We start from the raw sequence: 24,212 nt of genomic DNA, 5'->3' as shown, positions 1-24,212 counted from the left end.
TTAGAGGAAGAAAAATGACAATATTGAATCACACCCTCGGTTTCCCTCGCGTTGGCCTGCGTCGCGAGCTGAAAAAAGCGCAAGAAAGCTACTGGGCGGGAAATTCTTCCCGTGAGGAATTGCTGGCCGTTGGCCGCGAGCTGCGCGCCCGCCACTGGGATCAGCAGAAGCAGGCGGGCATTGACCTGCTGCCGGTGGGCGATTTTGCCTGGTACGATCACGTGCTAACCACCAGCCTGCTGCTCGGTAACGTTCCGGCGCGTCATCAAAATAAAGACGGCTCGGTTGATATCGATACCTTATTCCGCATTGGTCGTGGTCGCGCCCCGACGGGTGAGCCAGCGGCGGCGGCAGAAATGACCAAATGGTTTAACACCAACTATCACTACATGGTGCCGGAGTTCACCAAAGGTCAGCAGTTCAAACTGACCTGGACCCAACTGCTGGATGAAGTGGACGAAGCGCTGGCGCTCGGCCACAAGGTGAAGCCTGTACTGCTTGGGCCGGTAACTTACCTGTGGCTGGGGAAAGTGAAGGGCGAACAGTTTGACCGCCTGACCCTGCTCAACGACATTCTGCCGGTTTACCAGCAGGTGCTGGCCGAGCTGGCGAAACGCGGTATTGAGTGGGTACAGATTGATGAACCCGCGCTGGTACTGGAGCTGCCGCAGGTTTGGCTGAACGCCTTCAAACCCGCGTATGACGCGCTGGCAGGGCAGGTAAAATTACTGCTGACCACTTATTTTGAAGGCGTAACGCCGAACCTGGATACCATTACCGCGCTGCCGGTGCAGGGTCTGCACGTTGATTTCGTTCATGGCAAAGATGACGTTGCCGAGCTGCACCAACGCCTGCCTGCCGACTGGCTGCTGTCAGCCGGTTTGGTAAACGGTCGTAACGTCTGGCGCGCCGATCTCAGCGAAAAATATGCACAAAGTAAAGACATCGTCGGGAAACGTGCTCTGTGGGTGGCTTCTTCCTGCTCTCTGCTGCACAGCCCAATCGATCTCAGTGTGGAAACCCGCCTTGATGCCGAAGTGAAGAGCTGGTTTGCCTTCGCGCTGCAAAAGTGCGGCGAGCTGGCGCTGCTGCGCGATGCCCTGAACAGCGGCGATACGGCGGCAATTGTGGAATGGAGCGCACCGATCCAGGCGCGTCGTCACTCTACCCGCGTACACAACGCCGCAGTGGAAAAACGTCTGGCGGCGATCACCGCGCAAGACAGCCAGCGCGCCAACGCTTACCCGGTTCGCGCCGAGGCGCAGCGTGCCCGCTTTAATCTACCGGCATGGCCGACCACTACGATCGGTTCATTCCCGCAAACCACCGAAATTCGCGGTCTGCGGCTGGATTTCAAAAAGGGCAACCTGGATGCTGGTCACTACCGTACCGGTATCGCCGAACATATAAAACAGGCGATCGTTGAACAGGAACGTCTGGGCCTCGATGTGCTGGTGCACGGTGAAGCCGAGCGTAATGACATGGTGGAATACTTTGGCGAGCATCTGGATGGTTTTGTCTTTACCCAGAACGGTTGGGTGCAGAGCTATGGTTCTCGCTGCGTGAAGCCGCCGGTGGTAATTGGCGACGTCAGCCGCCCGGAAGCGATCACCGTGGAGTGGGCGAAGTACGCGCAGTCGCTTACCGACAAGCCGGTAAAAGGTATGTTGACCGGTCCGGTGACCATTCTTTGCTGGTCATTCCCGCGTGAAGACGTGACGCGTGAAACCATCGCCAAGCAGATTGCGCTGGCGCTGCGTGATGAAGTGGCGGATCTGGAAGCGGCGGGTATCGGTATTATTCAGATTGATGAACCGGCGCTGCGCGAAGGTCTGCCGCTACGTCGCAGCGACTGGGCCGCGTATCTGGCGTGGGGGGTAGAAGCCTTCCGCATTAACGCGGCGGTGGCGAAGGATGAAACTCAGATCCACACCCACATGTGTTACTGCGAGTTCAACGACATCATGGATTCCATTGCGGCGCTGGACGCGGATGTGATCACCATTGAGACCTCACGCTCCGACATGGAGTTGCTGGAATCGTTTGAAGAGTTCGACTATCCGAATGAAATTGGGCCGGGTGTCTACGATATTCACTCGCCGAACGTCCCGAGCGTGGAGTGGATTGAGGCCCTGCTGAAGAAGGCGGAGCAGCGTATTCCGGCGGAGCGGCTGTGGGTGAACCCGGACTGCGGCCTGAAAACCCGAGGCTGGCCGGAAACCCGTGCCGCACTGGCGAATATGGTGAAGGCCGCGCAGAACTTGCGTCAGGCTTAAAAACAAAACGGAGGCTAACGCCTCCGTTTTGATGATCGGTTTACCTGGCGATACTTATTTCTTCTCGCCGTATTGCGCGAACCACTCCAGCATTCTCTGCCAGCCATCTTTGGCGGACTCTTCGTGGTAGCTCGGGCGGTAATCGGCATTAAATGCATGCCCGGCATCGGGATAAACCACAATTTCCGCTTTTGCATTAGCGGCGCGTAGCGCCTGACGCATAGTTTCGACGGTAACCTGAGGAATACTGGTGTCCTGACCACCATAAAGCCCCAGAACAGGAGCGTTAAGATCGGTGGCGATATCAACGGGATGTTTCGGCGAGTTGAGGGTCTTATCGCCTACCAGTTTGCCATACCACGCTACCGCTGCTTTTAACTGCGGATTGTGCGCTGCATACAGCCAGGTGATGCGTCCACCCCAGCAAAAACCTGTGATCATTAATCGATGCGCGTCACCGCCGTTGCGGGAGGCCCAACTGGCGACGTGGTCCAGATCGGCTAGTACCTGAGCGTCAGGCACTTTGGCGACAAGGCCGCTGAGCAGCGTGGGGATATCGGCAAAGTCATTGGGATCGCCTTCGCGGAAATAGAGCTCTGGCGCGATAGCCAGATACCCTTCCAGGGCCAGACGGCGGCAAACGTCACGAATGTGTTCATGAATGCCAAAAATCTCCTGCACGACAATGACCACGGGCAGGGGGCCATCGGTCTGTTTTGGTCGTGCGTGATACGCTGGCATATCATCGCCTTGTGAAGGTATGGACGTTACACCGGCGATAATTGCGTTATCCGGTGTGTGAACCGTAGTAGACGTCGGTGGAGATACAGCAGGTGCAAAGCCAGATTGTCGTGTGGTCATGGTATTCTCCGTACCCTTAAATATTCAGCCAAAAAGCGCATTATTAACTATAGACATATGCAACGAACCACATTGCCTTAAACGGTCTATCTTTTGTGCAAGGCGTCCTTACATCACGTCATTTATGTGATGTTCATCACTATTTCATGGTAATAGAATGCAATTGATTTACATCATGGTGATGTCTGTCACGAAAATTTGTTTATGCCTTCGGTAAAGTGTGTTTTTGCTTCTTCTGACAAAACCGATTCACAGAGGAGTTTTTATGTCTAAGTCTGATGTTTTTCATCTCGGCCTCACTAAGAACGATTTACAAGGGGCCCAGCTCGCTATCGTCCCTGGCGACCCGGAGCGTGTGGAAAAGATCGCCGCGCTGATGGATAAGCCGGTTAAGCTGGCATCCCATCGCGAGTTCACGACCTGGCGTGCTGAGCTGGATGGTAAAGCCGTGATCGTTTGCTCTACCGGTATCGGCGGCCCGTCCACCTCTATTGCCGTAGAAGAACTGGCGCAACTGGGCATTCGTACCTTCCTGCGTATCGGTACGACTGGCGCAATTCAGCCGCACATCAATGTTGGCGACGTGCTGGTCACCACTGCGTCTGTCCGTCTGGATGGTGCAAGCCTGCACTTCGCGCCAATGGAATTCCCGGCCGTTGCCGACTTCGAGTGCACCACTGCGCTGGTGGAAGCGGCGAAATCTATCGGTGCGACTACCCACGTGGGCGTCACCGCGTCATCTGACACCTTCTACCCGGGCCAGGAGCGTTATGACACCTTCTCTGGTCGCGTAGTGAGCCGTTTCAAAGGCTCGATGGAAGAGTGGCAGTCCATGGGGGTCATGAACTACGAAATGGAATCCGCAACGTTGCTGACCATGTGTGCCAGCCAGGGCCTGCGTGCCGGTATGGTTGCTGGTGTTATCGTGAACCGTACTCAGCAAGAGATCCCCAATGCGGAAACGATGAAACAAACGGAAAGCCACGCGGTGAAAATCGTGGTGGAAGCTGCCCGCCGTTTACTGTAATTCTCACTTCTGTTCAAAAAGGCCGACGTGTTCGGCCTTTTTATTTTGCGTAGTGCCTCGCAGGAAATTCCTTTTAAACTGGACGTTTATACAGCACAATTCTATTTTGTGCGGGTAAGCCGTTGCTGTAAGGGGGCGTTGTGGATATTTCAATTATGATGAGTGCTGTGTTGGCGTTAGCCGCAGGGCTGCTGGTGGGGTGGCTGACGACAAAAGCGCGGGCCGATCAGATCCGTGCCGACCTCATCGAAGAGCGACGTGAACTGGATATTGCGTTAAGCGCTGCCCGCCAACAACTCGCACAGGAAGCCCACTGGCGCGACGAGTGCGAGCTACTCAATAACGAATTACGCAGCCTGCACAGCATCAACACCTCTCTGGAAGCCGATCTCCGTGAAGTCACTACCCGGCTGGAAGCGACGCAGCAGCATGCGGAAGATAAAATCCGCCAGATGATCAACAGCGAACAGCGCCTGAGTGAACAGTTTGAAAACCTGGCGAACCGCATTTTTGAGCACAGCAACCGCCGCGTCGATGAGCAAAACCGCCAAAGCCTGAACAGCCTGCTGGCGCCGCTTCGTGAACAGCTGGACGGTTTTCGTCGTCAGGTTCAGGATAGCTTCGGCAAAGAGGCGCAGGAACGTCATACTCTGGCGCATGAAATTCGTAATCTTCAGCAACTGAACGCGCAGATGGCGCAGGAAGCGGTAAACCTGACGCGGGCGTTAAAAGGCGATAACAAAACGCAGGGCAACTGGGGGGAGGTGGTACTCACGCGGGTGCTTGAAGCCTCCGGTCTGCGTGAAGGTTATGAATACGAAACTCAGGTTAGCATTGAAAACGATGCCCGTTCGCGTATGCAGCCCGATGTCATTGTCCGGCTACCCCAGGGGAAAGATGTGGTGATCGACGCAAAAATGACGTTGGTTGCCTATGAGCGCTATTTTAACGCGGAAGATGAATATACCCGCGAGAGCGCGTTGCAGGAGCACATCGCCTCAGTGCGAAACCATATTCGTCTGCTGGGCCGAAAAGATTATCAACAGCTTCCCGGGCTGCGTTCGCTTGACTACGTGCTGATGTTTATTCCCGTCGAGCCTGCTTTTTTGCTGGCGCTGGACAGGCAACCTGAACTGATAACCGAGGCGCTTAAAAATAACATTATGCTGGTCAGCCCCACCACGTTGTTAGTGGCATTGCGCACGATCGCCAACCTGTGGCGCTACGAGCATCAGAGCCGTAATGCGCAACAAATTGCCGATCGGGCCAGTAAACTTTATGACAAGATGCGCTTGTTTGTGGATGATATGTCGGCGATTGGCCAAAGTCTGGATAAAGCCCAGGACAACTACCGACAAGCGATGAAAAAACTCTCTTCAGGCCGTGGAAACGTCCTGTCACAGGCAGAGGCGTTTCGCAGTTTAGGTGTGGAAATTAAGCGCGAGATAAATCCTGAGCTGGCTGAACAAGCCACTACGCAGGATGAAGAGTACCGCTTGCGCTCGGTCCCTGAGACGCAACAGGATGCGCCTTACCCTGATGACGAAGCGGTAAATCAGCAATCAAACTAGTCCGTTTGGGGTAGTTGAACGGGGCAGAAGGGTAGGGCAAATTGGCCCAATCTGTTACACTTCTTGAACATTTTTTGAATGAGCAGGCACTGAGATGGTGGATAATTCACAAGAAACGACGCACTTTGGCTTTCAGACCGTCGCTAAAGAGCAGAAAGCTGACATGGTGGCCCACGTTTTTCATTCTGTGGCCTCGAAATATGACGTTATGAATGACTTAATGTCATTTGGCATTCATCGTTTGTGGAAGCGCTTCACCATTGATTGCAGTGGCGTGCGTCGCGGTCAAACCGTTCTGGATTTGGCGGGCGGTACGGGCGACCTGACGGCGAAATTCTCTCGCATGGTGGGTGAAACCGGTAAAGTCGTACTGGCGGATATCAATGACTCAATGCTCAAAATGGGTCGCGAAAAGCTGCGTAATATCGGCGTAGTAGGTAACGTTGAGTACGTTCAGGCGAACGCGGAAGTACTGCCTTTCCCTGACAACACGTTTGACTGCATTACCATTTCTTTCGGTCTGCGCAACGTAACGGATAAAGACAAAGCTTTACGATCCATGTATCGCGTGTTGAAGCCGGGCGGACGTTTACTGGTGCTGGAGTTCTCCAAGCCGATTATCGAACCGCTGAGCAAGGCCTACGATGCTTATTCTTTCCATGTTCTGCCGCGCATCGGTTCCATGGTCGCAAGCGATGCGGACAGTTACCGCTATTTGGCGGAATCCATTCGTATGCATCCCGATCAGGACACGCTAAAAGCAATGATGCAAGATGCCGGGTTCGAAAGCGTTGATTACTACAACCTGACGGCTGGTGTCGTTGCGCTGCATCGTGGTTACAAGTTCTGACAGGAGATTGGGGATGCCTTTAAAACCCTTAGTGACCGCAGGCGTTGAAAATCTGCTCAATACCTTTCTGTATCGTTCTCCTGCGCTGAAATCAGCCCGAACGCGTTTACAGAGCAAGGTGCTGCGTGTTGATCTTAAAGGATTTTCAACACCCTTAGTCCTGGTGTTTAGTGAGCGCCAGGTCGATGTGCTGGGGGCATGGGAAGGCGAAGCCGATTGCACAGTAATCACACATGCCAGCGTGTTGCCGAAATTACGCGACCGCCAGCAACTTACCACGCTTATTCGCAGCGGTGAGCTGGAGGTTCAGGGTGATATCCAGGTGGTGCAGAACTTTGTGGCGCTGGCCGATCTGGCTGAGTTTGATCCCGCAGAACTGTTAGCGCCCTATACCGGCGATATCGTCGCGGAGGGAGTCAGCAAAGTCTTGCGTGGCGGCGCGAAGTTCTTGCGCCATAACATTCAGCGCCAGCAGCGCTATGTAGCCGAAGCGATCACCGAAGAGTGGCGTATGGCTCCCGGCTCGCTCGAGGTTGCATGGTTTGCAGAAGAAACGGCAGCCGTTGAACGTGCGGTCGAATCTCTGGCCAAACGGCTGGAAAAACTGGAGGCCAAATGACGCCAGGTGAAGTACGGCGCCTTTATTTCATCATTCGCACTTTTTTAAGCTACGGTCTTGATGAACTCATCCCTAAAATGCGTATCACGCTGCCGCTTCGGTTGTGGCGTTACTCGCTGTTCTGGATGCCCAACCAACATAAAGACAAACCGCTGGGAGAAAGGCTGAGACTGGCTTTACAGGAGCTCGGCCCGGTGTGGATCAAATTTGGGCAAATGCTCTCTACCCGTCGTGACCTTTTCCCACCGCACATCGCCGATCAGCTTGCGCTATTGCAGGATCGCGTTGCCCCATTCGATGGGCAGCGAGCGAAAGAACAAATCGAAGAAGCCATGGGCGGGCTGCCCGTCGAGGAGTGGTTTGATGATTTTGAGATCACGCCGCTGGCATCCGCGTCTATTGCTCAGGTCCATACCGCACGACTGAAGTCCAATGGTAAAGAGGTGGTGATCAAAGTTATCCGCCCGGACATACTGCCGGTCATTAAAGCGGATTTAAAACTGATTTACCGCCTTGCGCGCTGGGTTCCTCGTCTGCTACCGGATGGTCGTCGTCTACGGCCAACAGAAGTGGTCCGCGAGTATGAAAAAACGTTGATTGATGAGCTGAACCTGCTGCGCGAATCGGCGAACGCAATTCAGCTGCGACGTAATTTTGAAGATAGCCCGATGCTGTACATCCCGGAAGTGTATTCCGACTATTGCAGTCAGAACATGATGGTGATGGAGCGCATATATGGTATCCCCGTATCTGATGTCGCAACGCTTGAGAAGAATGGCACCAACATGAAGTTGTTGGCTGAACGCGGCGTGCAGGTCTTCTTTACTCAGGTATTTCGCGACAGTTTTTTCCATGCGGACATGCATCCTGGGAATATTTTCGTGAGTTATGAGCACCCTGAAAACCCGAAATACATTGGTATTGATTGCGGGATTGTGGGTTCTTTAAATAAAGAAGATAAGCGCTATCTTGCTGAAAACTTTATTGCGTTCTTTAACCGAGACTACCGCAAAGTTGCCGAACTGCACGTGGATTCAGGTTGGGTTCCGCCTGATACCAACGTTGAAGAGTTTGAGTTTGCAATCCGTACCGTGTGCGAGCCGATATTCGAAAAACCGCTGGCGGAGATTTCCTTTGGCCACGTGCTGTTGAATCTGTTTAACACCGCGCGTCGATTCAATATGGAAGTCCAGCCTCAGTTGGTTTTGCTCCAGAAGACGCTACTGTACGTTGAAGGTGTCGGACGACAACTCTATCCGCAGTTAGATTTGTGGAAAACGGCCAAGCCGTTTCTCGAATCCTGGATTAAAGATCAGGTCGGTATTCCTGCGCTCGTCAGGGCATTTAAAGAAAAAGCTCCGTTCTGGGTCGAAAAAATGCCAGAAATACCTGAACTGGTGTATGACAGTTTGCGCCAGGGCAAATATTTACAGCACAGTGTTGATAAGATTGCCCGCGAGCTTCACGCGAATCATGTGCGTCAGGGACAATCCCGTTATTTATTGGGCATTGGCGCAACATTGTTGCTAAGTGGAACATTCCTGCTGGTAAGCCGCCCTGAGTGGGGGCTTATGCCGGGCTGGTTAATGGCGGGAGGCGTCATAGCCTGGATAATTGGCTGGCGCAAAATGCGCTGAATTTTTCATCGCCCAAGGCAGGCCGTGTAACGTATACTACGGCCTTATTAATTCATCATCTATGACAGAGGAACATGTATGGGTGGTATCAGTATTTGGCAGTTGTTGATCATTGCCGTCATCGTTGTACTGCTATTTGGCACCAAGAAACTCGGCTCCATCGGTTCCGATCTTGGCGCGTCTATTAAAGGCTTCAAAAAAGCGATGGGTGATGATGAACCTAAGCAAGATAAAACCAGCCAGGACGCTGATTTTACTGCTAAATCCATTACCGATAAGCAGGGCGAAGTGAAAAAGGAAGACGCCAAAAGCCAAGATAAAGAGCAGGTATAATCCGTGTTTGATATCGGTTTTAGCGAACTGTTATTGGTATTCGTGATCGGCCTCATTGTCCTGGGGCCGCAACGATTACCCGTGGCGGTAAAAACGGTTGCTGGCTGGGTTCGCGCTTTGCGTTCCCTTGCAACTACTGTTCAGAACGAACTGACCCAGGAGCTTAAGCTTCAGGAATTCCAGGACAGCCTGAAGAAAGTAGAGAAAGCGAGCCTGACAAATCTGACCCCGGAGCTGAAAGCATCAATGGATGAGCTGCGTGAAGCGGCGGAGTCGATGAAGCGTTCTTATAGCGTGCACGATCCTGAGAAAGCCAGCGATGAAGCGCACACTATCCATAATCCGGTGGTGAAAGACGGTGAAGCGCAGCGAGAAGGGGTCACCCCAGCTGCCGCTGAAAACCAGGCCAGTTCGCCGGAGCAAAAACCGGAATCCACGGGTGCTAAAACGCCAGAGCCGACGGAAAACACTTCCGCCACGTTGATGGATGCAGAAAAGAAAGCTGCCGCACCTGTTGTCGAATCCTCCCCCTCGTCGAGTGATAAACCGTAAACATGGCTGTAGAAGATACCCAACCGCTCATCACGCATCTTATTGAGCTGCGTAAGCGACTCCTGAACTGCATTATTGCTGTGTTCGTGATCTTTCTGGCATTGGTGTACTTTGCCAACGACATTTACCATATGGTTGCGGCGCCGTTGATCAAACAGATGCCGCAGGGCGCAACGATGATCGCCACCGATGTGGCCTCGCCATTCTTTACCCCGATAAAGTTAACCTTCATGGTGTCGCTGATTCTGTCAGCGCCAGTGATCCTCTATCAGGTCTGGGCATTCATTGCGCCTGCTTTGTACAAACATGAACGTCGCCTGGTTGTGCCGTTGCTGGTCTCCAGTTCGTTATTGTTCTACATCGGTATGGCATTTGCCTATTTTGTCGTCTTCCCGTTGGCGTTTGGTTTCCTTGCCAATACGGCTCCGCAAGGCGTACAGGTATCGACAGACATTGCCAGCTATCTCAGTTTCGTAATGGCGCTGTTTATGGCTTTCGGTGTCTCTTTTGAGGTCCCTGTCGCCATTGTGCTGCTATGCTGGATGGGCATTACGACGCCTGAAGACTTACGCAAGAAACGCCCTTACGTTGTAGTGGGCGCATTTGTCGTCGGGATGCTATTGACCCCGCCTGATGTCTTCTCGCAAACGCTGTTGGCGATACCGATGTACTGCCTGTTCGAGGTGGGTGTGTTCTTCTCTCGATTCTATGTCGGTAAGCGACGTACGCGAGATGAGGATAACGAGGCTGAAGAAGCAAAAGAAGCTGAAGCCACCGAGAAAACTGAAGAATAAACGCAACCGCCCGTCAGGGCGGTTGTCATATGGGAGGAAGCATGTTTGATATTGGCGTTAATTTAACCAGTTCACAATTTGCGAAAGACCGGGATGAGGTCGTGGCGCGCGCCTTTGCTGCGGGCGTAAACGGTATGCTTCTGACCGGAACAAACCTGCACGAAAGCCAGCAGGCTTTAACGTTGGCGCAGCATTATCCGCATTGCTGGTCCACGGCTGGCGTGCACCCGCATGACAGCAGCCAATGGCAGTCCTCAACAGAAGCAGAAATTGTTGCGCTGGCAAACCATTCACAGGTGGTCGCTATTGGTGAGTGCGGCCTGGATTTCAATCGCAATTTCTCCACGCCGCAGGAGCAGGAGCGTGCTTTTGTGGCACAACTGCGCATTGCTGCTGAACTGCAGATGCCGGTTTTCATGCATTGTCGGGACGCCCATGAGCGTTTTCTGACGTTACTGGAGCCATGGCTGGACAGCCTGCCCGGTGCGGTGCTGCACTGCTTTACAGGCTCGCGCCAGGAGATGCAGGACTGTGTAGATCGCGGTCTTTACATTGGTATCACCGGGTGGGTGTGTGATGAGCGCCGGGGCATGGAACTGCGTGAGCTGCTGCCCTTTATCCCGGTTGAGAGATTGCTGATCGAAACCGATGCGCCCTACTTACTTCCCCGGGATTTAACGCCTAAACCAGCGTCACGGCGCAATGAACCTGCACACCTACCCCATATTCTTGAGCGTATTGCCCATTGGCGCGGCGAGGATCCTCAATGGTTGTCAGCAACCATTGATGCGAACGTCAGAACGCTGTTTGAAGTGACTTTCTAAGGCGACTTAAATTTTTCGAAAGCCAGTGTTTTTCACGCTCTGCTTAACCTCTTTATTCAATAGGTTAAGCAGCAGCATGGAACGCGCTTCGCCATCAGGTTCGGTAAAGATCGCTTTCAACCCCTCAAACGCACCTTCGGTAATAATCACACTGTCCCCCGGATGAGGGGTTTCAGGGTCAACAATACCTTCAGGTTTATAGATGGAAAGTTGATGAATGACGGGAGAAGGAACGGTCGCCGGCGTCGCACCGAAACGGACGAAATGGCTGACACCACGCGTGGCATTGATGGTGGTGGTGTGGATCACTTCCGGGTCGAACTCGACAAACATATAATTAGGGAATAGGGGTTCACTGACTGTGGTCCGTTTACCGCGCACCATTTTTTCCAGGGTGATCATAGGCGTCAGGCAGTTCACCGCCTGTCTTTCCAGATGTTCCTGGGCTCGCTGAAGTTGCCCACGTTTGCAGTACAGTAAATACCAGGATTGCATAATAACTCTTATCCGCTTGTTCTGAGCGCCAGCATAGCAAAAGCCATGAGTTAAGTTAATTATACCCGCCGCAAAGCAGGCTGAAACCCAATGGGTATATACTCCCAGGCCTGATATGTATCGCCAGAGTTCACGCTAATTTAACAAAAATACAGCATCACAATGATGAACGCCGTATAATGAAGCGCTTACGAAGAGGCCACAATGGACGCCATGAAATATCACGATTTACGCGACTTCCTGACGCTGCTTGAACAGCAGGGCGAGCTCAAACGCATTTCGCTTGAGGTGGATCCCCATCTGGAGATCACTGAAATTGCCGATCGCACCTTGCGTGCCGGTGGGCCTGCGTTACTGTTTGAAAATCCTAAAGGCTATACAATGCCGGTGCTGTGTAACCTGTTTGGCACACCGAAGCGTGTGGCGATGGGGATGGGGCAAGAAGATGTCTCGGCGCTACGGGAAGTTGGTAAGCTGTTGGCGTTTTTGAAAGAGCCTGAGCCACCGAAAGGATTTCGCGATCTGTTCGATAAGCTGCCGCAGTTTAAGCAGGTGTTGAACATGCCGACTAAGCGGTTACGCGGCGCGCCTTGCCAGCAAAAAATCTATTCAGGCGATGAAGTCGACTTAAACCGTATTCCGATTATGACCTGCTGGCCAGAGGATGCTGCGCCGCTGATTACCTGGGGGCTGACCGTTACGCGCGGCCCGCATAAAGAGCGGCAGAATCTCGGTATCTATCGTCAGCAGCTGATTGGCAAAAACAAGCTCATTATGCGCTGGCTTTCCCATCGCGGCGGCGCGCTTGATTATCAGGAGTGGTGCGCGGCGCATCCTGGTGAACGGTTCCCGGTTTCTGTGGCCTTGGGAGCAGACCCGGCAACAATTCTGGGCGCTGTTACCCCTGTCCCGGATACATTATCTGAGTACGCATTTGCCGGGCTGTTGCGTGGCACCAAAACTGAAGTGGTCAAATGTATTTCCAACGATCTGGAAGTGCCTGCCAGCGCTGAAATTGTGCTGGAAGGCTATATCGAACCGGGTGAAATGGCCCCGGAAGGACCATATGGCGATCATACTGGTTACTACAATGAAGTAGATAGCTTCCCGGTCTTTACCGTCACGCACGTTACTCAGCGTGAAGATGCAATTTATCACTCTACCTACACCGGACGCCCGCCGGATGAGCCCGCAGTGCTTGGCGTGGCGCTGAATGAAGTCTTCGTGCCTATTCTGCAAAAGCAGTTTCCGGAAATCGTCGACTTTTACCTGCCTCCGGAAGGCTGTTCATATCGTCTGGCCGTAGTGACGATAAAAAAACAGTACGCCGGTCATGCCAAACGCGTCATGATGGGTGTCTGGTCGTTTTTGCGTCAGTTTATGTACACCAAATTTGTTATTGTCTGCGATGATGACGTCAACGCACGCGACTGGAATGATGTGATTTGGGCGATTACGACGCGTATGGACCCCGCCCGGGATACTGTACTGGTAGAGAATACACCCATTGATTACCTGGATTTTGCCTCGCCGGTTTCCGGTCTTGGTTCAAAAATGGGGCTGGATGCCACCAATAAATGGCCGGGCGAAACCCAACGCGAATGGGGACGTCCGATAAAAAAAGATCCTGAAGTCACTGCACGTATTGACGCAATTTGGGATGAACTGGCCATCTTTAATGACGGCAAAAGCGCCTGAGGCGCGATCGTTTTGCCTATTGATCCGACAGAGAGAGCGCATGACAACCTTAAGCTGTAAAGTGACCTCGGTAGAAGCTATCACTGACACCGTATATCGCGTTCGTTTAGTGCCAGACGCGGCGTTTTCCTTTCGTGCCGGCCAGTATTTAATGGTCGTGATGGACGAACGAGATAAGCGCCCGTTCTCCATGGCATCTACGCCGGACGAGCAGGGGTTCATTGAACTGCACGTTGGCGCTTCTGAGCTAAATCTGTACGCCATGGCCGTGATGGACCGCATTCTGAAAGACCGGGAAATTAAGGTCGACATTCCGCATGGCGAAGCCTGGCTACGTGATGAGGACGAACGACCGTTGCTCCTGATTGCCGGCGGGACGGGATTCTCATACGCGCGTTCCATTCTGCTTACCGCGCTGGCGCGCAATCCAAATCGCGATATCACTATTTACTGGGGCGGGCGCGAAGAGAAGCATCTCTACGATCTCTCTGAGCTGGAAGCGCTGTCAGTAAATCACCCGAATCTGCGCGTTGAGCCAGTGGTAGAACAGCCTGAAGAAGGCTGGCGTGGCCGTACGGGCACCGTATTAACGGCAGTATTACAGGATTACGGTACCCTGGCGGAACACGATATCTACATTGCCGGACGTTTTGAAATGGCTAAAATCGCGCGCGATCTGTTCTGCAATGAACGCAGTGCGCGTGAAGACCGCCTGTTTGGCGACGCGTTCGCGTTTATTTAAGCGCTGTGCGCCGGAGCCCTTCCGGCGCATTCATTACTCACCTTACTTCTACTAACAGGGTGCAAGCCCGGTCTCGTTGCCTTTCTTTCCTCACCAGTTTTTAGTAAACATTTTTTGGCTATCTATTAATCATAAAAACAAGCTTTTGTGACGGAACTCTTTTTGTTTAGTAAACAAAGTTGGCAAGCTATGCAGCATCACATTACAAGGCGCAAACGAGGGAAAATCATGAGGCTTGGTCTGGATATTGGCGGGACTAAAATCGAAGCGGTAGTGATTGATAATACGGGGGAAATTGTTTATCGCGAGCGATGCGCAACCCCAAAGCAGAGCTATGGCGATTTTTTCCACGCCGTAACGGAGATGATTGCTAAGGCCAGGCAGGCCGTTAATCAGTCTTTCTCGGTTGGCGTTGGGGTGCCCGGTGCGGTGGATAGCGAAGGGTTAATCAAAAACTCCAACATTCTGGTGCTGAATCAGCAGAGCTTTGCGCAAGATCTTGAGCAAGCGTTAGGGATGGCTGTGCCCGTCACCAACGATGCTAACTGCTTTACGCTGTCAGAGGCGATGGACGGCAGCGGATATGGACACAGCGTCGTTTTTGGCGTCATCCTCGGTACCGGTTGCGGCGGCGGTGTGTGTATCGATAACCGCCTGATTTCCGGCCCTAACGCCTGCGCAGGCGAGTGGGGGCATAATGCCTTGCCGCGTTATCATGAATCCCGGGATGGGGCCGCAGTGACATGCTATTGCGGACAGTTGAACTGTATCGAAAGCTTTATTTCCGGCAGCGGCCTGGAACGCCAGTATTTGAACCACACCGCGCAACATGCGGGTGTGCCACAAATTATGCGACAGGTAGAATCGGGTGATGCAGATGCCTGTTTGTTATGGGAACGCTATTGCGATCAACTGGCGCGGGCGTTGGCAAGCGTGGTGAATACGCTCGATCCCGATGTGATTGTGTTGGGGGGCGGGGTATCTAATATCGATTTACTGTATTCTGGCTTGCAGGCGCGAGTAGCACAGTACGTATTTGGTAAACAGTGCCGTACACCGATCGTTCCGGCCAGACACGGCGACAGCAGCGGCGTGCGTGGTGCCGCCTGGCTGGGGGCGCAACGAGCCTGCGTAGAATCAATGAGAGTGAAATGACGAAACCTGTACGTATCAGAGACATTGCCGAAGCATGTGGGGTCTCAGTTGGCGCTGTTTCCCGCGCCCTAAAAGGGCAGCCGGGGCTGCGTGAAGATACCCGGTTGCGCATTATTTCTGTGGCGCAGCAGCAGGGTTATGATTTTTCCCGCTTGCGCAGCGACAAGATCAAACGCGTCCTGTTTTTGCTGCATCGTCAGCACAATATCAGCCGCGCATTACCGTTTTACTCCCAACTGTTGTTAGGTATAGAAGATCTTTGTCGCGAGAATGGTATTGCGCTGAGCTTTCTGTCTATCGGTCCGGGTGATACGGTGAGTGAGCAGGTGATGCTGCACCAGCCGGATGCGCTGATCTGCGCCGGATTTTTTGAGCCTGAATTGCTTGGGCTGCTGCAACAGATGAAACTGCCGCTGGTGCTGGTGGATCTCTGGGCGCCTGGCCTGCCTTGTGTCAATCCGGACAATACCCAGGGCGGCTATCTGGCCACGCAACACCTGATTGCACAAGGTCGCAACCGCATCGCGTTTCTTGCCAGTACACTTTCTCACTACAGTATTCGTCAGCGTGAGAAGGGCTATCGTCAGGCATTGTATGAAGCCCGGTTGCTGATGCCGCCAGAGTACGAAGCCATCGCGCCGCCGTTGCTGGATACCGAGCAATCTTTGGTAGAGGCGGTTAATGAACTGCTCAGGCTGCCGGAGCCACCCGATGCCATTTTTGCCTATAACGATGCGGCAGCGATGGTTGTTCAAAGAGTGTGCGCGCAGCAGGGCATACGTATCCCGGAAGACCTTGCGCTGGTAGGGTTTGATGATATTGATGCTGCAGCCTGGTCACATCCGCCGCTGAGCACTATCGCGGTTGATAAGCAACAGCTGGGTCGGGAAGCGCTGCGTTTACTGTTGGAAGAGAAGCAGGAAGAGAATCTGCTGCTGCCGGTGCAGTTAGTGGTACGTGGTAGTTCAGGGAAATAAAAAACCCGCCCCTGACAGGCGGGAAGAACGGCAACTAAATTTTCTCTCTTCGCCATTAGCACCATAACTGTGTTGGCTGCGCTCATTCACCCGAATCACTTACTACACGTAAGCTCATCGGGATTCATTCACTTGCCGCCTTGTTCTGGCACCAATGGCTTTGAGATAACATTTCGTAGGCCGGGCAAGCGAAGCGCCCCCGGCGTGCCTTGATTAAACTCGCTCAAATACCGTCGCGATACCCTGACCTAACCCGATACACATCGTCGCCAGACCAAACTGTACGTCTTTGCGTTCCATCAGATTGAGCAGGGTAGTGCTGATACGCGCACCGGAACAACCCAGCGGGTGACCCAATGCGATCGCCCCGCCGTTGAGGTTGATCTTCTCGTCGATCTGCTCCATCAGCCCCAGATCTTTAATACACGGCAGGATCTGGGCGGCAAAAGCTTCATTCATCTCAAACAAGCCGATGTCGCTGGTGGAGAGTCCCGCTTTTTTCAGCGCCAGCTTTGAAGCCGGAACCGGACCGTAACCCATGATAGAAGGGTCGCAGCCGACAACGGCCATTGAACGAATTCGGGCACGTGGCGTCAGACCCAGCTCACGGGCACGGCTTTCGCTCATGACCAGCATCGCGGCAGCACCATCGGAAAGCGCGGAAGAGGTACCGGCCGTCACCGTGCCGCTAACTGGATCGAATGCCGGGCGCAGGGTAGAAAGCGCTTCAACCGTGGTCTCCGGGCGGATAACTTCATCGTAGTTAAACTGCTTCAGCACGCCGTCTGCATCATGACCGCCAGTCGGGATGATTTCATTTTTAAATGCGCCAGACTGTGTAGCAGCCCAGGCGCGAGCGTGTGAACGTGCGGCGAAGGCATCCTGCATTTCACGGCTAATACCGTGCATGCGGGAGAGCATTTCCGCCGTCAGGCCCATCATCCCCGCGGCTTTCGCCACGTTGCGGCTCATACCCGGGTGGAAATCAACGCCGTGACTCATCGGCACATGCCCCATATGTTCCACGCCGCCAATCAGGCACGCCTGAGCATCGCCGGTCATGATCATGCGTGCTGCATCATGCAGCGCCTGCATGGATGAACCACACAGACGGTTAACGGTCACTGCCGGTACTGAATGTGGGATTTCCGCCAGTAGTGACGCGTTACGAGCGATATTGAAACCCTGCTCCAGCGTTTGCTGCACGCAGCCCCAGTAAATATCATCAAGCGCGGATGGCTCCAGCGCCGGATTACGCGCCAGCAGGCTACGCATTAAATGTGCGGAGAGGTCTTCTGCCCGCACGTTACGAAACGCTCCCCCTTTTGAACGGCCCATCGGGGTACGGATCGCATCAACAATTACAACCTGTTCCATTGTGACTCCTTAAGCCGTTTTCAGGCTGCCAACCGGGCGGGCAGGCTCAACCTGGGGATAATACGGTTCGTTATGGCGCGCTTTATCACGCAGACCGGCCGGAACTTCATACAGTGGGCCTAGGTGCTGATACTGTTGGGCCATATCGAGATACTTCGCGCTGCCGAGCGTATCCAGCCAGCGGAACGCGCCGCCGTGGAACGGAGGGAAGCCCAGGCCATAAACCAGCGCCATATCGGCTTCTGCCGGGCTGGCGATAATGCCTTCTTCCAGACAACGCACCACTTCGTTGACCATTGGGATCATCATGCGGGCGATAATCTCGTCATCGCTGAAGTCGCGTTTCGGTTGGCTGACCTCTGCCAGCAGACCATCAACGGCGGCATCTTCTTCTTTCTTCGGCTTGCCCTTGTTGTCTTCTTTATAACGCCAGAACCCGAGACCGTTTTTCTGTCCGAAACGGTTAGCATCAAACAGGGCATCGATCGCATCGCGATAATCTTTCTGCATACGCTGTGGGAAGCCCGCAGACATCACCGCCTGTGCGTGATGCGCGGTATCGATCCCCACCACGTCCAACAGATAAGCCGGGCCCATAGGCCAGCCAAACTGTTTTTCCATCACTTTGTCGACTTTGCGGAAATCCGCTCCGTCGCGCAGCAACTGGCTGAAACCGGCAAAATAGGGGAACAGCACGCGGTTGACGAAGAAACCAGGGCAGTCGTTGACCACAATTGGCGTTTTGCCCATCTGGCTTGCCCAGGCGACAACCTTAGCGATGGTTTCATCTGAGCTTTTTTCGCCGCGAATGATCTCAACCAACGGCATGCGGTGCACCGGGTTAAAGAAGTGCATGCCACAGAAGTTTTCCGGGCGTTTGAGCACGCTGGCCAGTTCGTTGATTGGAATGGTTGAGGTGTTCGAAGCCAGTACGGTGTCCGGGCGTACCTTATCTTCGGTTTCCGCCAGTACCGCTTTTTTCACTTTCGGGTTTTCCACAACCGCTTCGACTACTACGTCCACACGCTCGAAACCGCTATAGTCGAGGGTTGGATGGATAGTGGAAATCACGCCCGCCATTTTCAGGCCGTCAATTTTGCCGCGCTCGAGCTGTTTGTTCAGCAGCTTGGCCGCTTCGGTCATGCCCAGCGTTAATGATTTGTCGTTGATATCTTTCATCACAACCGGCACGCCTTTCCAGGCCGACTGGTAAGCGATACCGCCGCCCATAATGCCCGCGCCCAGCACCGCCGCTTGCTTTGGCGCTTCAATATTTTTGGTGAGCTTTTTGGCTTTGGCTTTCACGAACTGATCGTTAAGGAAGATCCCAACCAATGCGCGAGCTTCACTGGTGTGCGCCAGTGGAACAAAACTTTTATTTTCCAGGTTCAGCGCTTCTTCACGGCCAAAACGGGCTGCCGCCTCAATCGTTTTCACGGCAGTGATTGGTGCGGGATAATGCTTCCCGGCCGTCTGCGCCACCATACCTTTGGCGATAGTAAAGCTCATCGCCGCTTCAATTTTGCTGAGTTTCAACGGTTCCAGCTTCGGCTGGCGTTTGGCTTTCCAGTCGAGATCGCCGTTAATCGCCTGACGTAATATGGCGATCGCGCCATCAAGCAGTTTCTCGTGTTTCACGACGCCATCGACCAGGCCGATTTTCAGCGCCTGCTCAGCACCAACATCTTTACCCGCAGCAATGATTTCCAGCGCGCTGTCCGCACCCAGCATACGTGGCATACGTACGGATCCGCCAAAGCCCGGCATAATGCCCAGCTTGGTTTCCGGCAGGCCGATGCGCAGGTCCGGCGTTGCCAGACGGTAATCGGTCGCCAGCACACACTCGCAGCCGCCGCCCAGCGCATAGCCATTTACCGCTGAGAGGGTCGGAACAGGTAGATCTTCCAGACGATTAAAGACGCTGTTGGCAAAATGCAGCCACTGGCTCAACTGTTCTTCAGGCACGAGGAACAATGAAAGGAATTCGGTGATATCGGCACCGACAATAAAGGCTGCTTTGTTAGAGCGCAGCAGCAGCCCTTTTAAATTCGGTTGTTTTTCCAGCACGTCAAGCGCATGGCCCAGGCTGGCAACGGTGGCCGTGTCGAGTTTATTGACCGAACCAGGGGCATCGAACACCAGTTCGGCGATGCCATCTTCCAGCCAGTCGAGGTACAGGGTGTCGCCTTTGTAAAGCATGTCAGTCTCCTGAATCCGCAAGGTGATCTGGTCATACCAGATGAATCGAAGTGTGTGTTTTATGTTAAAAAAATGCAAATGAATGATTAAAGAAATGACGATTTGATCACGCTCGGCAGAAATCACGCACTCACAAAGCGATGTGCTAAGATGCGGAGTCTTGAGGTCAAAAACAGAAGGATAGAAAATGGAATCACTGGCCGCACTCTATAAAAATCATATCGTTACCTTACAAGAGCGGGCGCGCGACGCGCTGGAACGCTTCAAGCTGGATGCGTTACTTATTCACTCTGGCGAACTTGTTAACGTCTTTCTTGACGACCATCCGTACCCGTTTAAGGTCAATCCGCAATTCAAAGCTTGGGTACCCGTAACGCAGGTCCCTAACTGCTGGTTGCTGGTGGATGGTGTGAATAAGCCAAAATTGTGGTTCTATCTGCCGGTCGACTACTGGCATAACGTTGAGCCGCTGCCGACCTCCTTCTGGACAGAAGAAATCGAGATCATCGCGCTGCCAAAAGCGGACGGTATCGGTAGCCAACTGCCAGCTGCTCGCGGCAATATCGGTTATATCGGTCCGGTTCCGGAACGTGCGTTGCAACTGGACATCGCGGCCAGCAACATCAACCCGAAAGGGGTGATCGACTACCTGCATTATTACCGCGCCTTTAAAACGGATTACGAACTGGCCTGTATGCGCGAAGCGCAGAAAATGGCGGTGAATGGACACCGTGCCGCGGAAGAAGCGTTCCGTTCCGGGATGAGCGAATTTGACATCAACCTGGCTTATCTGACCGCGACCGGTCACCGCGACACCGACGTGCCATACAGCAACATCGTTGCGCTTAATGAGCATGCGTCGGTTCTTCATTACACCAAACTGGATCATCAGGCGCCGTCTGAAATTCGCAGCTTCCTGCTGGACGCTGGTGCGGAATATAACGGCTATGCGGCAGACCTGACGCGTACCTGGTCGGCGAAAAGCGACAACGACTATGCGCATCTGGTGAAAGATGTTAACGACGAAGAGCTGGCGCTTATTGCTACCATGAAAGCGGGTACCAGCTACGTGGATTACCACATTCAGTTCCATCAGCGCATCGCGAAGCTGCTGCGTAAGCATCAAATCATCACCGATATGAGTGAAGAGGCGATGGTGGAAAACGATCTTACTGGACCGTTTATGCCGCACGGTATTGGTCACCCGTTGGGTCTGCAGGTGCATGATGTCGCTGGCTTTATGCAGGATGACAGCGGTACCCACCTTGCTGCCCCGTCGAAGTATCCTTACCTGCGCTGCACCCGTGTTCTGCAGCCGGGCATGGTACTGACCATCGAACCGGGCATCTACTTTATTGAATCGCTGCTGGCGCCGTGGCGTGAAGGGCAGTTCAGCAAACACTTCAACTGGCAGAAAATTGAAGCTCTGAAACCGTTCGGCGGTATTCGTATTGAAGACAACGTGGTGGTCCACGAGAACAATATCGAGAACATGACGCGGGATTTAAAACTGGCGTAATGGACAGTTGGTTAATCCCTGCGGCGCCGGTTAGCGTCGTTGAAGAGATCAAAAAAAGCCGCTTCATTACGCTGCTCGCCCATACGGACGGCGTAGAAGCGGCGAAAGCATTCGTTGAGTCCGTCAAAGCGGAACACCCGGACGCCCGCCACCATTGTGTGGCATGGGTGGCCGGTGCGCCGAATGACTCGCAGCAGTTGGGCTTTTCAGGGGAACGGCAGGCAAGCCGATGCTCGCGCAACTGATGGGCAGCGGTGTCGGTGAGATTACCGCGGTGGTGGTGCGCTACTACGGCGGTATCCTTCTCGGTACGGGGGGGCTGGTAAAAGCCTACGGTGGCGGTGTGAATCAGGCGTTGCGTCAGTTAACGACACAGCGCAAGACGCCATTAACCGAATATACTTTGCAGTGTGAGTACGGTCAGTTGGCAGGCATAGAAGCTTTGCTGGGTCAGTTTGACGGTAAAGTCGTTGCCAGTGATTACCAGGCTTTTGTTCGGCTCAGGGTGGCGCTTCCTTATGCCAAAGTGGATGAATTTTCGGCAAAACTGGCGGATTTTAGTCGTGGTTCATTGCAATTGTTAGCGATTGAAGAATAATCCCCACCTCATTTTAAAGAACTAAGGAAGCGGTAGAGATGCATTTTCGCGCCATTACCCGAATCGTTGGACTACTGGTCATCTTATTCTCGGGAACAATGATTATCCCCGGACTGGTGGCTCTCATCTATCGCGATGGGGCAGGGCGTGCATTTACCCAAACTTTCTTCGTTGCTCTGGCGATCGGCTCCATGCTGTGGTGGCCGAACCGCAAAGAGAAAGGCGAGCTGAAATCTCGCGAAGGTTTTCTGATTGTCGTCTTGTTCTGGACCGTGCTGGGTAGCGTGGGTGCGCTGCCGTTCATCTTTGCGGAAAGCCCTAACCTGACGATTACCGATGCATTTTTTGAATCCTTTTCCGGATTGACCACCACCGGGGCAACAACGCTGGTGGGGCTGGATTCATTGCCACACGCTATCCTCTTTTATCGGCAGATGCTGCAATGGTTCGGCGGGATGGGGATCATCGTGCTGGCGGTGGCTATTCTGCCTATTCTTGGCGTCGGGGGGATGCAGCTCTACCGGGCAGAAATGCCGGGGCCGCTGAAAGATAATAAAATGCGCCCGCGTATTGCCGAAACGGCGAAAACCCTGTGGCTTATCTATGTATTGCTGACGGTGGCATGTGCACTGGCGCTATGGTTTGCCGGGATGCCAGCGTTTGACGCCATTGGGCACAGCTTTGCCACGATTGCGATTGGCGGCTTTTCCACGCACGATGCCAGCGTGGGATATTTCGACAGTCCCACGATCAACACCATCATTGCTATCTTCTTGCTGATCTCCGGCTGTAACTATGGCCTGCACTTCTCTTTATTAAGCGGCCGTAGCCTGAAGGTCTACTGGCGCGATCCGGAATTTCGCATGTTCATCGGCGTGCAGTTGACGCTAGTGGCTGTCTGTACGCTGGTACTGTGGATACACAATACCTACGGTTCAGCGCTCACGACCATCAACCAGGCCTTTTTCCAGGTGGTATCAATGGCGACGACCGCCGGATTTACCACCGACAGCATTGCCCGCTGGCCGCTGTTCCTGCCGGTGTTGTTGTTGTGTTCTGCCTTTATCGGCGGCTGTGCCGGGTCTACGGGCGGTGGCTTGAAAGTGATTCGTATCCTGTTGCTGTTTAAGCAAGGTAACCGCGAGTTGAAACGTCTGGTTCACCCGAATGCTGTTTACAGTATCAAGCTGGGTAACCGTGCGCTGCCGGAGCGAATTCTTGAAGCCGTCTGGGGATTCTTTTCTGCCTATGCACTGGTCTTTATTATCAGTATGCTGGCGATTATTGCGACCGGTGTTGATGACTTCTCCGCGTTTGCCTCCGTGGTGGCGACGCTGAATAACCTCGGGCCAGGGCTGGGCGTTGTCGCCGACAACTTTGCCAGTATGAACCCCGTGGCGAAGTGGATCCTGATTGCCAATATGCTGTTTGGTCGTCTGGAGGTCTTTACTCTGCTGGTACTCTTTACCCCTACTTTCTGGCGTGAATAATGGAGTAACACGTGAAAACACTGATTCTTTTTTCTTCCCGGGACGGGCAAACGCGTGAAATCGCCGAGTATCTGGCTTCTGAACTCAAAGAGCTGGGCGTTTGGACGGATGTTGTTAATTTGCATCGCACCGCGGAGCCTGACTGGCAAAATTATGACAGCGTGGTGATTGGCGCCTCGATTCGCTATGGTCATTACCATGCCGCATTTCAGGAGTTTGTGAAAAAGCATGCCACGCGGCTGAATGCGATGCCGAGTGCGTTCTACTCCGTTAACCTGGTTGCCCGTAAACCGGAGAAGCGTACGCCGCAAACCAACAGCTATGCGCGTAAGTTCCTGATGAGTTCGCCGTGGCGGCCGGATCGCAGTGCGGTTATTGCCGGCGCTTTGCTGTATCCCCGCTATCGCTGGTATGACCGTGTGATGATCCAACTGATAATGAAGATGTCAGGCGGTGAAACGGATACGCATAAAGAAGTGGTGTATACCGATTGGGAACAGGTCGCGGGTTTTGCACGGGAAATTGCCCAATTAACCCACAAAACGTTGCCAAAATAAGCGCAAAGAATAAAAAATAATCACTCGGAAAATTATTTTAAATTTCCCCTTGTCAGCCTGA

General features: G+C 53.4%; 21 protein-coding genes and 1 pseudogene. 18 read left to right on the top strand and 4 right to left on the bottom strand.

Going from position 1 to position 24,212, the window contains the following annotated elements; translation table 11 throughout:
* Window positions 1–14 precede the first annotated feature (14 nt).
* On the top strand, window positions 15–2,276 hold the full coding sequence (metE, locus tag FDX09_RS17775) for a 5-methyltetrahydropteroyltriglutamate--homocysteine S-methyltransferase (protein ID WP_137347636.1): 2,262 nt from the start codon (window positions 15–17) through the stop codon (window positions 2,274–2,276).
* A 54-nt stretch (window positions 2,277–2,330) separates the two neighbouring features.
* Here the strand turns inward: metE and FDX09_RS17770 are convergent, their stop codons facing one another.
* Window positions 2,331–3,137 carry a dienelactone hydrolase family protein gene (locus tag FDX09_RS17770; RefSeq protein WP_038634473.1) on the bottom strand — a complete coding sequence of 269 codons (807 nt, stop codon included), beginning with the start codon at window positions 3,135–3,137 and terminating at the stop codon, window positions 2,331–2,333.
* Between the two features lie 265 nt (window positions 3,138–3,402).
* On the opposite strand from FDX09_RS17770, the gene udp reads away from it, so the two are divergent.
* The 9 genes from udp to tatD all read left to right on the top strand — a co-directional run bounded on the left by udp (window position 3,403) and on the right by tatD (window position 11,344).
* Window positions 3,403–4,164 carry a uridine phosphorylase gene (gene udp, locus FDX09_RS17765; RefSeq protein ID WP_006686084.1) on the top strand — a complete coding sequence of 254 codons (762 nt, stop codon included), beginning with the start codon at window positions 3,403–3,405 and terminating at the stop codon, window positions 4,162–4,164.
* Window positions 4,165–4,304: 140 nt separating this feature from the next.
* Entirely contained in the window at window positions 4,305–5,735 is a 1,431-nt protein-coding gene (gene rmuC / locus FDX09_RS17760; protein WP_137347635.1) for a DNA recombination protein RmuC, read from the top strand.
* Between the two features lie 94 nt (window positions 5,736–5,829).
* Window positions 5,830–6,585, top strand: coding sequence for a bifunctional demethylmenaquinone methyltransferase/2-methoxy-6-polyprenyl-1,4-benzoquinol methylase UbiE (gene ubiE, locus FDX09_RS17755; protein ID WP_137347634.1), 756 nt, complete (start codon window positions 5,830–5,832; stop codon window positions 6,583–6,585).
* 13 nt (window positions 6,586–6,598) lie between these two features.
* The gene (gene ubiJ, locus FDX09_RS17750) at window positions 6,599–7,204 is read left to right on the top strand and encodes a ubiquinone biosynthesis protein UbiJ (protein WP_038634468.1); all 606 of its coding nucleotides are present in this window, start codon (window positions 6,599–6,601) and stop codon (window positions 7,202–7,204) included.
* The gene (gene ubiB / locus FDX09_RS17745) at window positions 7,201–8,841 is read left to right on the top strand and encodes a ubiquinone biosynthesis regulatory protein kinase UbiB (protein WP_069325080.1); all 1,641 of its coding nucleotides are present in this window, start codon (window positions 7,201–7,203) and stop codon (window positions 8,839–8,841) included. The genes ubiJ and ubiB overlap by 4 nt, the downstream gene beginning before the upstream one ends.
* A 78-nt stretch (window positions 8,842–8,919) precedes the next feature.
* Window positions 8,920–9,174, top strand: a complete 255-nt coding sequence (tatA, locus tag FDX09_RS17740) for a Sec-independent protein translocase subunit TatA (protein ID WP_003017888.1) — start codon at window positions 8,920–8,922, stop codon at window positions 9,172–9,174.
* A gap of 3 nt (window positions 9,175–9,177) precedes the next feature.
* The gene (gene tatB, locus FDX09_RS17735; RefSeq protein WP_085049780.1) at window positions 9,178–9,726 is read left to right on the top strand and encodes a Sec-independent protein translocase protein TatB; all 549 of its coding nucleotides are present in this window, start codon (window positions 9,178–9,180) and stop codon (window positions 9,724–9,726) included.
* A 2-nt stretch (window positions 9,727–9,728) separates the two neighbouring features.
* On the top strand, window positions 9,729–10,520 hold the full coding sequence (gene tatC / locus FDX09_RS17730) for a Sec-independent protein translocase subunit TatC (protein WP_038634459.1): 792 nt from the start codon (window positions 9,729–9,731) through the stop codon (window positions 10,518–10,520).
* Between the two features lie 41 nt (window positions 10,521–10,561).
* Entirely contained in the window at window positions 10,562–11,344 is a 783-nt protein-coding gene (gene tatD / locus FDX09_RS17725) for a 3'-5' ssDNA/RNA exonuclease TatD (RefSeq protein ID WP_137347633.1), read from the top strand.
* Window positions 11,345–11,350: 6 nt separating this feature from the next.
* Here tatD and rfaH read toward each other — a convergent pair whose 3' ends face one another.
* Window positions 11,351–11,839 (bottom strand): transcription/translation regulatory transformer protein RfaH, encoded by a 489-nt coding sequence (rfaH, locus tag FDX09_RS17720; protein WP_038634455.1) that lies wholly within the window; start codon window positions 11,837–11,839, stop codon window positions 11,351–11,353.
* 204 nt (window positions 11,840–12,043) lie between these two features.
* Here rfaH and ubiD point away from each other — a divergent pair, with 204 nt between their 5' ends.
* The 4 genes from ubiD (at window position 12,044) to FDX09_RS17700 (ending at window position 16,411) form a co-directional block, all read left to right on the top strand.
* Entirely contained in the window at window positions 12,044–13,537 is a 1,494-nt protein-coding gene (ubiD, locus tag FDX09_RS17715) for a 4-hydroxy-3-polyprenylbenzoate decarboxylase (RefSeq protein WP_137347632.1), read from the top strand.
* Between the two features lie 40 nt (window positions 13,538–13,577).
* Window positions 13,578–14,279, top strand: a complete 702-nt coding sequence (gene fre / locus FDX09_RS17710) for an NAD(P)H-flavin reductase (protein WP_038634448.1) — start codon at window positions 13,578–13,580, stop codon at window positions 14,277–14,279.
* Between the two features lie 228 nt (window positions 14,280–14,507).
* On the top strand, window positions 14,508–15,434 hold the full coding sequence (locus tag FDX09_RS17705) for an ROK family protein (protein ID WP_137347631.1): 927 nt from the start codon (window positions 14,508–14,510) through the stop codon (window positions 15,432–15,434).
* The gene (locus FDX09_RS17700) at window positions 15,431–16,411 is read left to right on the top strand and encodes a LacI family DNA-binding transcriptional regulator (RefSeq protein WP_137347630.1); all 981 of its coding nucleotides are present in this window, start codon (window positions 15,431–15,433) and stop codon (window positions 16,409–16,411) included. Before FDX09_RS17705 ends, FDX09_RS17700 begins: the two co-directional genes overlap by 4 nt.
* A gap of 213 nt (window positions 16,412–16,624) precedes the next feature.
* Here the strand turns inward: FDX09_RS17700 and fadA are convergent, their stop codons facing one another.
* Both fadA and fadB read right to left on the bottom strand, forming a co-directional pair.
* A complete protein-coding gene (gene fadA / locus FDX09_RS17695; RefSeq protein ID WP_038634440.1) occupies window positions 16,625–17,788 on the bottom strand; it encodes an acetyl-CoA C-acyltransferase FadA in 1,164 nt (387 codons plus the stop codon).
* A gap of 9 nt (window positions 17,789–17,797) precedes the next feature.
* Complete coding sequence (fadB, locus tag FDX09_RS17690) at window positions 17,798–19,987, bottom strand: fatty acid oxidation complex subunit alpha FadB (protein WP_069325074.1); 2,190 nt, start codon at window positions 19,985–19,987, stop codon at window positions 17,798–17,800.
* A 187-nt stretch (window positions 19,988–20,174) separates the two neighbouring features.
* On the opposite strand from fadB, the gene pepQ reads away from it, so the two are divergent.
* From pepQ to hemG, 4 genes and pseudogenes are all read left to right on the top strand, one after another.
* Complete coding sequence (pepQ, locus tag FDX09_RS17685) at window positions 20,175–21,506, top strand: Xaa-Pro dipeptidase (RefSeq protein WP_038634435.1); 1,332 nt, start codon at window positions 20,175–20,177, stop codon at window positions 21,504–21,506.
* Window positions 21,506–22,104: pseudogene (locus tag FDX09_RS17680) on the top strand (IMPACT family protein). Before pepQ ends, FDX09_RS17680 begins: the two are co-directional and overlap by 1 nt.
* Window positions 22,105–22,142: 38 nt before the next feature.
* Window positions 22,143–23,594, top strand: coding sequence for a Trk system potassium transporter TrkH (gene trkH, locus FDX09_RS17675; RefSeq protein WP_003017848.1), 1,452 nt, complete (start codon window positions 22,143–22,145; stop codon window positions 23,592–23,594).
* Window positions 23,595–23,605: 11 nt separating this feature from the next.
* A complete protein-coding gene (gene hemG, locus FDX09_RS17670; RefSeq protein WP_038634428.1) occupies window positions 23,606–24,151 on the top strand; it encodes a menaquinone-dependent protoporphyrinogen IX dehydrogenase in 546 nt (181 codons plus the stop codon).
* Window positions 24,152–24,212: the final 61 nt, after the last annotated feature.

This window comes from Citrobacter sp. wls717 (assembly GCF_005280955.1).
Lineage (GTDB): Bacteria > Pseudomonadota > Gammaproteobacteria > Enterobacterales > Enterobacteriaceae > Citrobacter > Citrobacter werkmanii.
The sequence above is the reverse complement of the archived record's forward strand: the minus strand, read 5'-3'. Positions and strand labels throughout refer to the sequence as shown.

Excerpts from the sequence above, each read along its gene's own strand:
- FDX09_RS17770 (WP_038634473.1), bottom strand. The coding sequence starts at position 3,137 with ATGACCACACGACAATCTGGCTTTGCACCTGCTGTATCTCCACCGACG.
- ubiE (WP_137347634.1), top strand. The coding sequence starts at position 5,830 with ATGGTGGATAATTCACAAGAAACGACGCACTTTGGCTTTCAGACCGTC.
- tatA (WP_003017888.1), top strand. The coding sequence starts at position 8,920 with ATGGGTGGTATCAGTATTTGGCAGTTGTTGATCATTGCCGTCATCGTT.
- pepQ (WP_038634435.1), top strand. The coding sequence starts at position 20,175 with ATGGAATCACTGGCCGCACTCTATAAAAATCATATCGTTACCTTACAA.
- tatC (WP_038634459.1), top strand. The coding sequence starts at position 9,729 with ATGGCTGTAGAAGATACCCAACCGCTCATCACGCATCTTATTGAGCTG.
- fre (WP_038634448.1), top strand. The coding sequence starts at position 13,578 with ATGACAACCTTAAGCTGTAAAGTGACCTCGGTAGAAGCTATCACTGAC.
- ubiB (WP_069325080.1), top strand. The coding sequence starts at position 7,201 with ATGACGCCAGGTGAAGTACGGCGCCTTTATTTCATCATTCGCACTTTT.
- fadB (WP_069325074.1), bottom strand. The coding sequence starts at position 19,987 with ATGCTTTACAAAGGCGACACCCTGTACCTCGACTGGCTGGAAGATGGC.
- udp (WP_006686084.1), top strand. The coding sequence starts at position 3,403 with ATGTCTAAGTCTGATGTTTTTCATCTCGGCCTCACTAAGAACGATTTA.
- fadA (WP_038634440.1), bottom strand. The coding sequence starts at position 17,788 with ATGGAACAGGTTGTAATTGTTGATGCGATCCGTACCCCGATGGGCCGT.
- trkH (WP_003017848.1), top strand. The coding sequence starts at position 22,143 with ATGCATTTTCGCGCCATTACCCGAATCGTTGGACTACTGGTCATCTTA.
- FDX09_RS17705 (WP_137347631.1), top strand. The coding sequence starts at position 14,508 with ATGAGGCTTGGTCTGGATATTGGCGGGACTAAAATCGAAGCGGTAGTG.
- tatD (WP_137347633.1), top strand. The coding sequence starts at position 10,562 with ATGTTTGATATTGGCGTTAATTTAACCAGTTCACAATTTGCGAAAGAC.
- ubiD (WP_137347632.1), top strand. The coding sequence starts at position 12,044 with ATGGACGCCATGAAATATCACGATTTACGCGACTTCCTGACGCTGCTT.
- FDX09_RS17700 (WP_137347630.1), top strand. The coding sequence starts at position 15,431 with ATGACGAAACCTGTACGTATCAGAGACATTGCCGAAGCATGTGGGGTC.
- metE (WP_137347636.1), top strand. The coding sequence starts at position 15 with ATGACAATATTGAATCACACCCTCGGTTTCCCTCGCGTTGGCCTGCGT.
- rfaH (WP_038634455.1), bottom strand. The coding sequence starts at position 11,839 with ATGCAATCCTGGTATTTACTGTACTGCAAACGTGGGCAACTTCAGCGA.
- ubiJ (WP_038634468.1), top strand. The coding sequence starts at position 6,599 with ATGCCTTTAAAACCCTTAGTGACCGCAGGCGTTGAAAATCTGCTCAAT.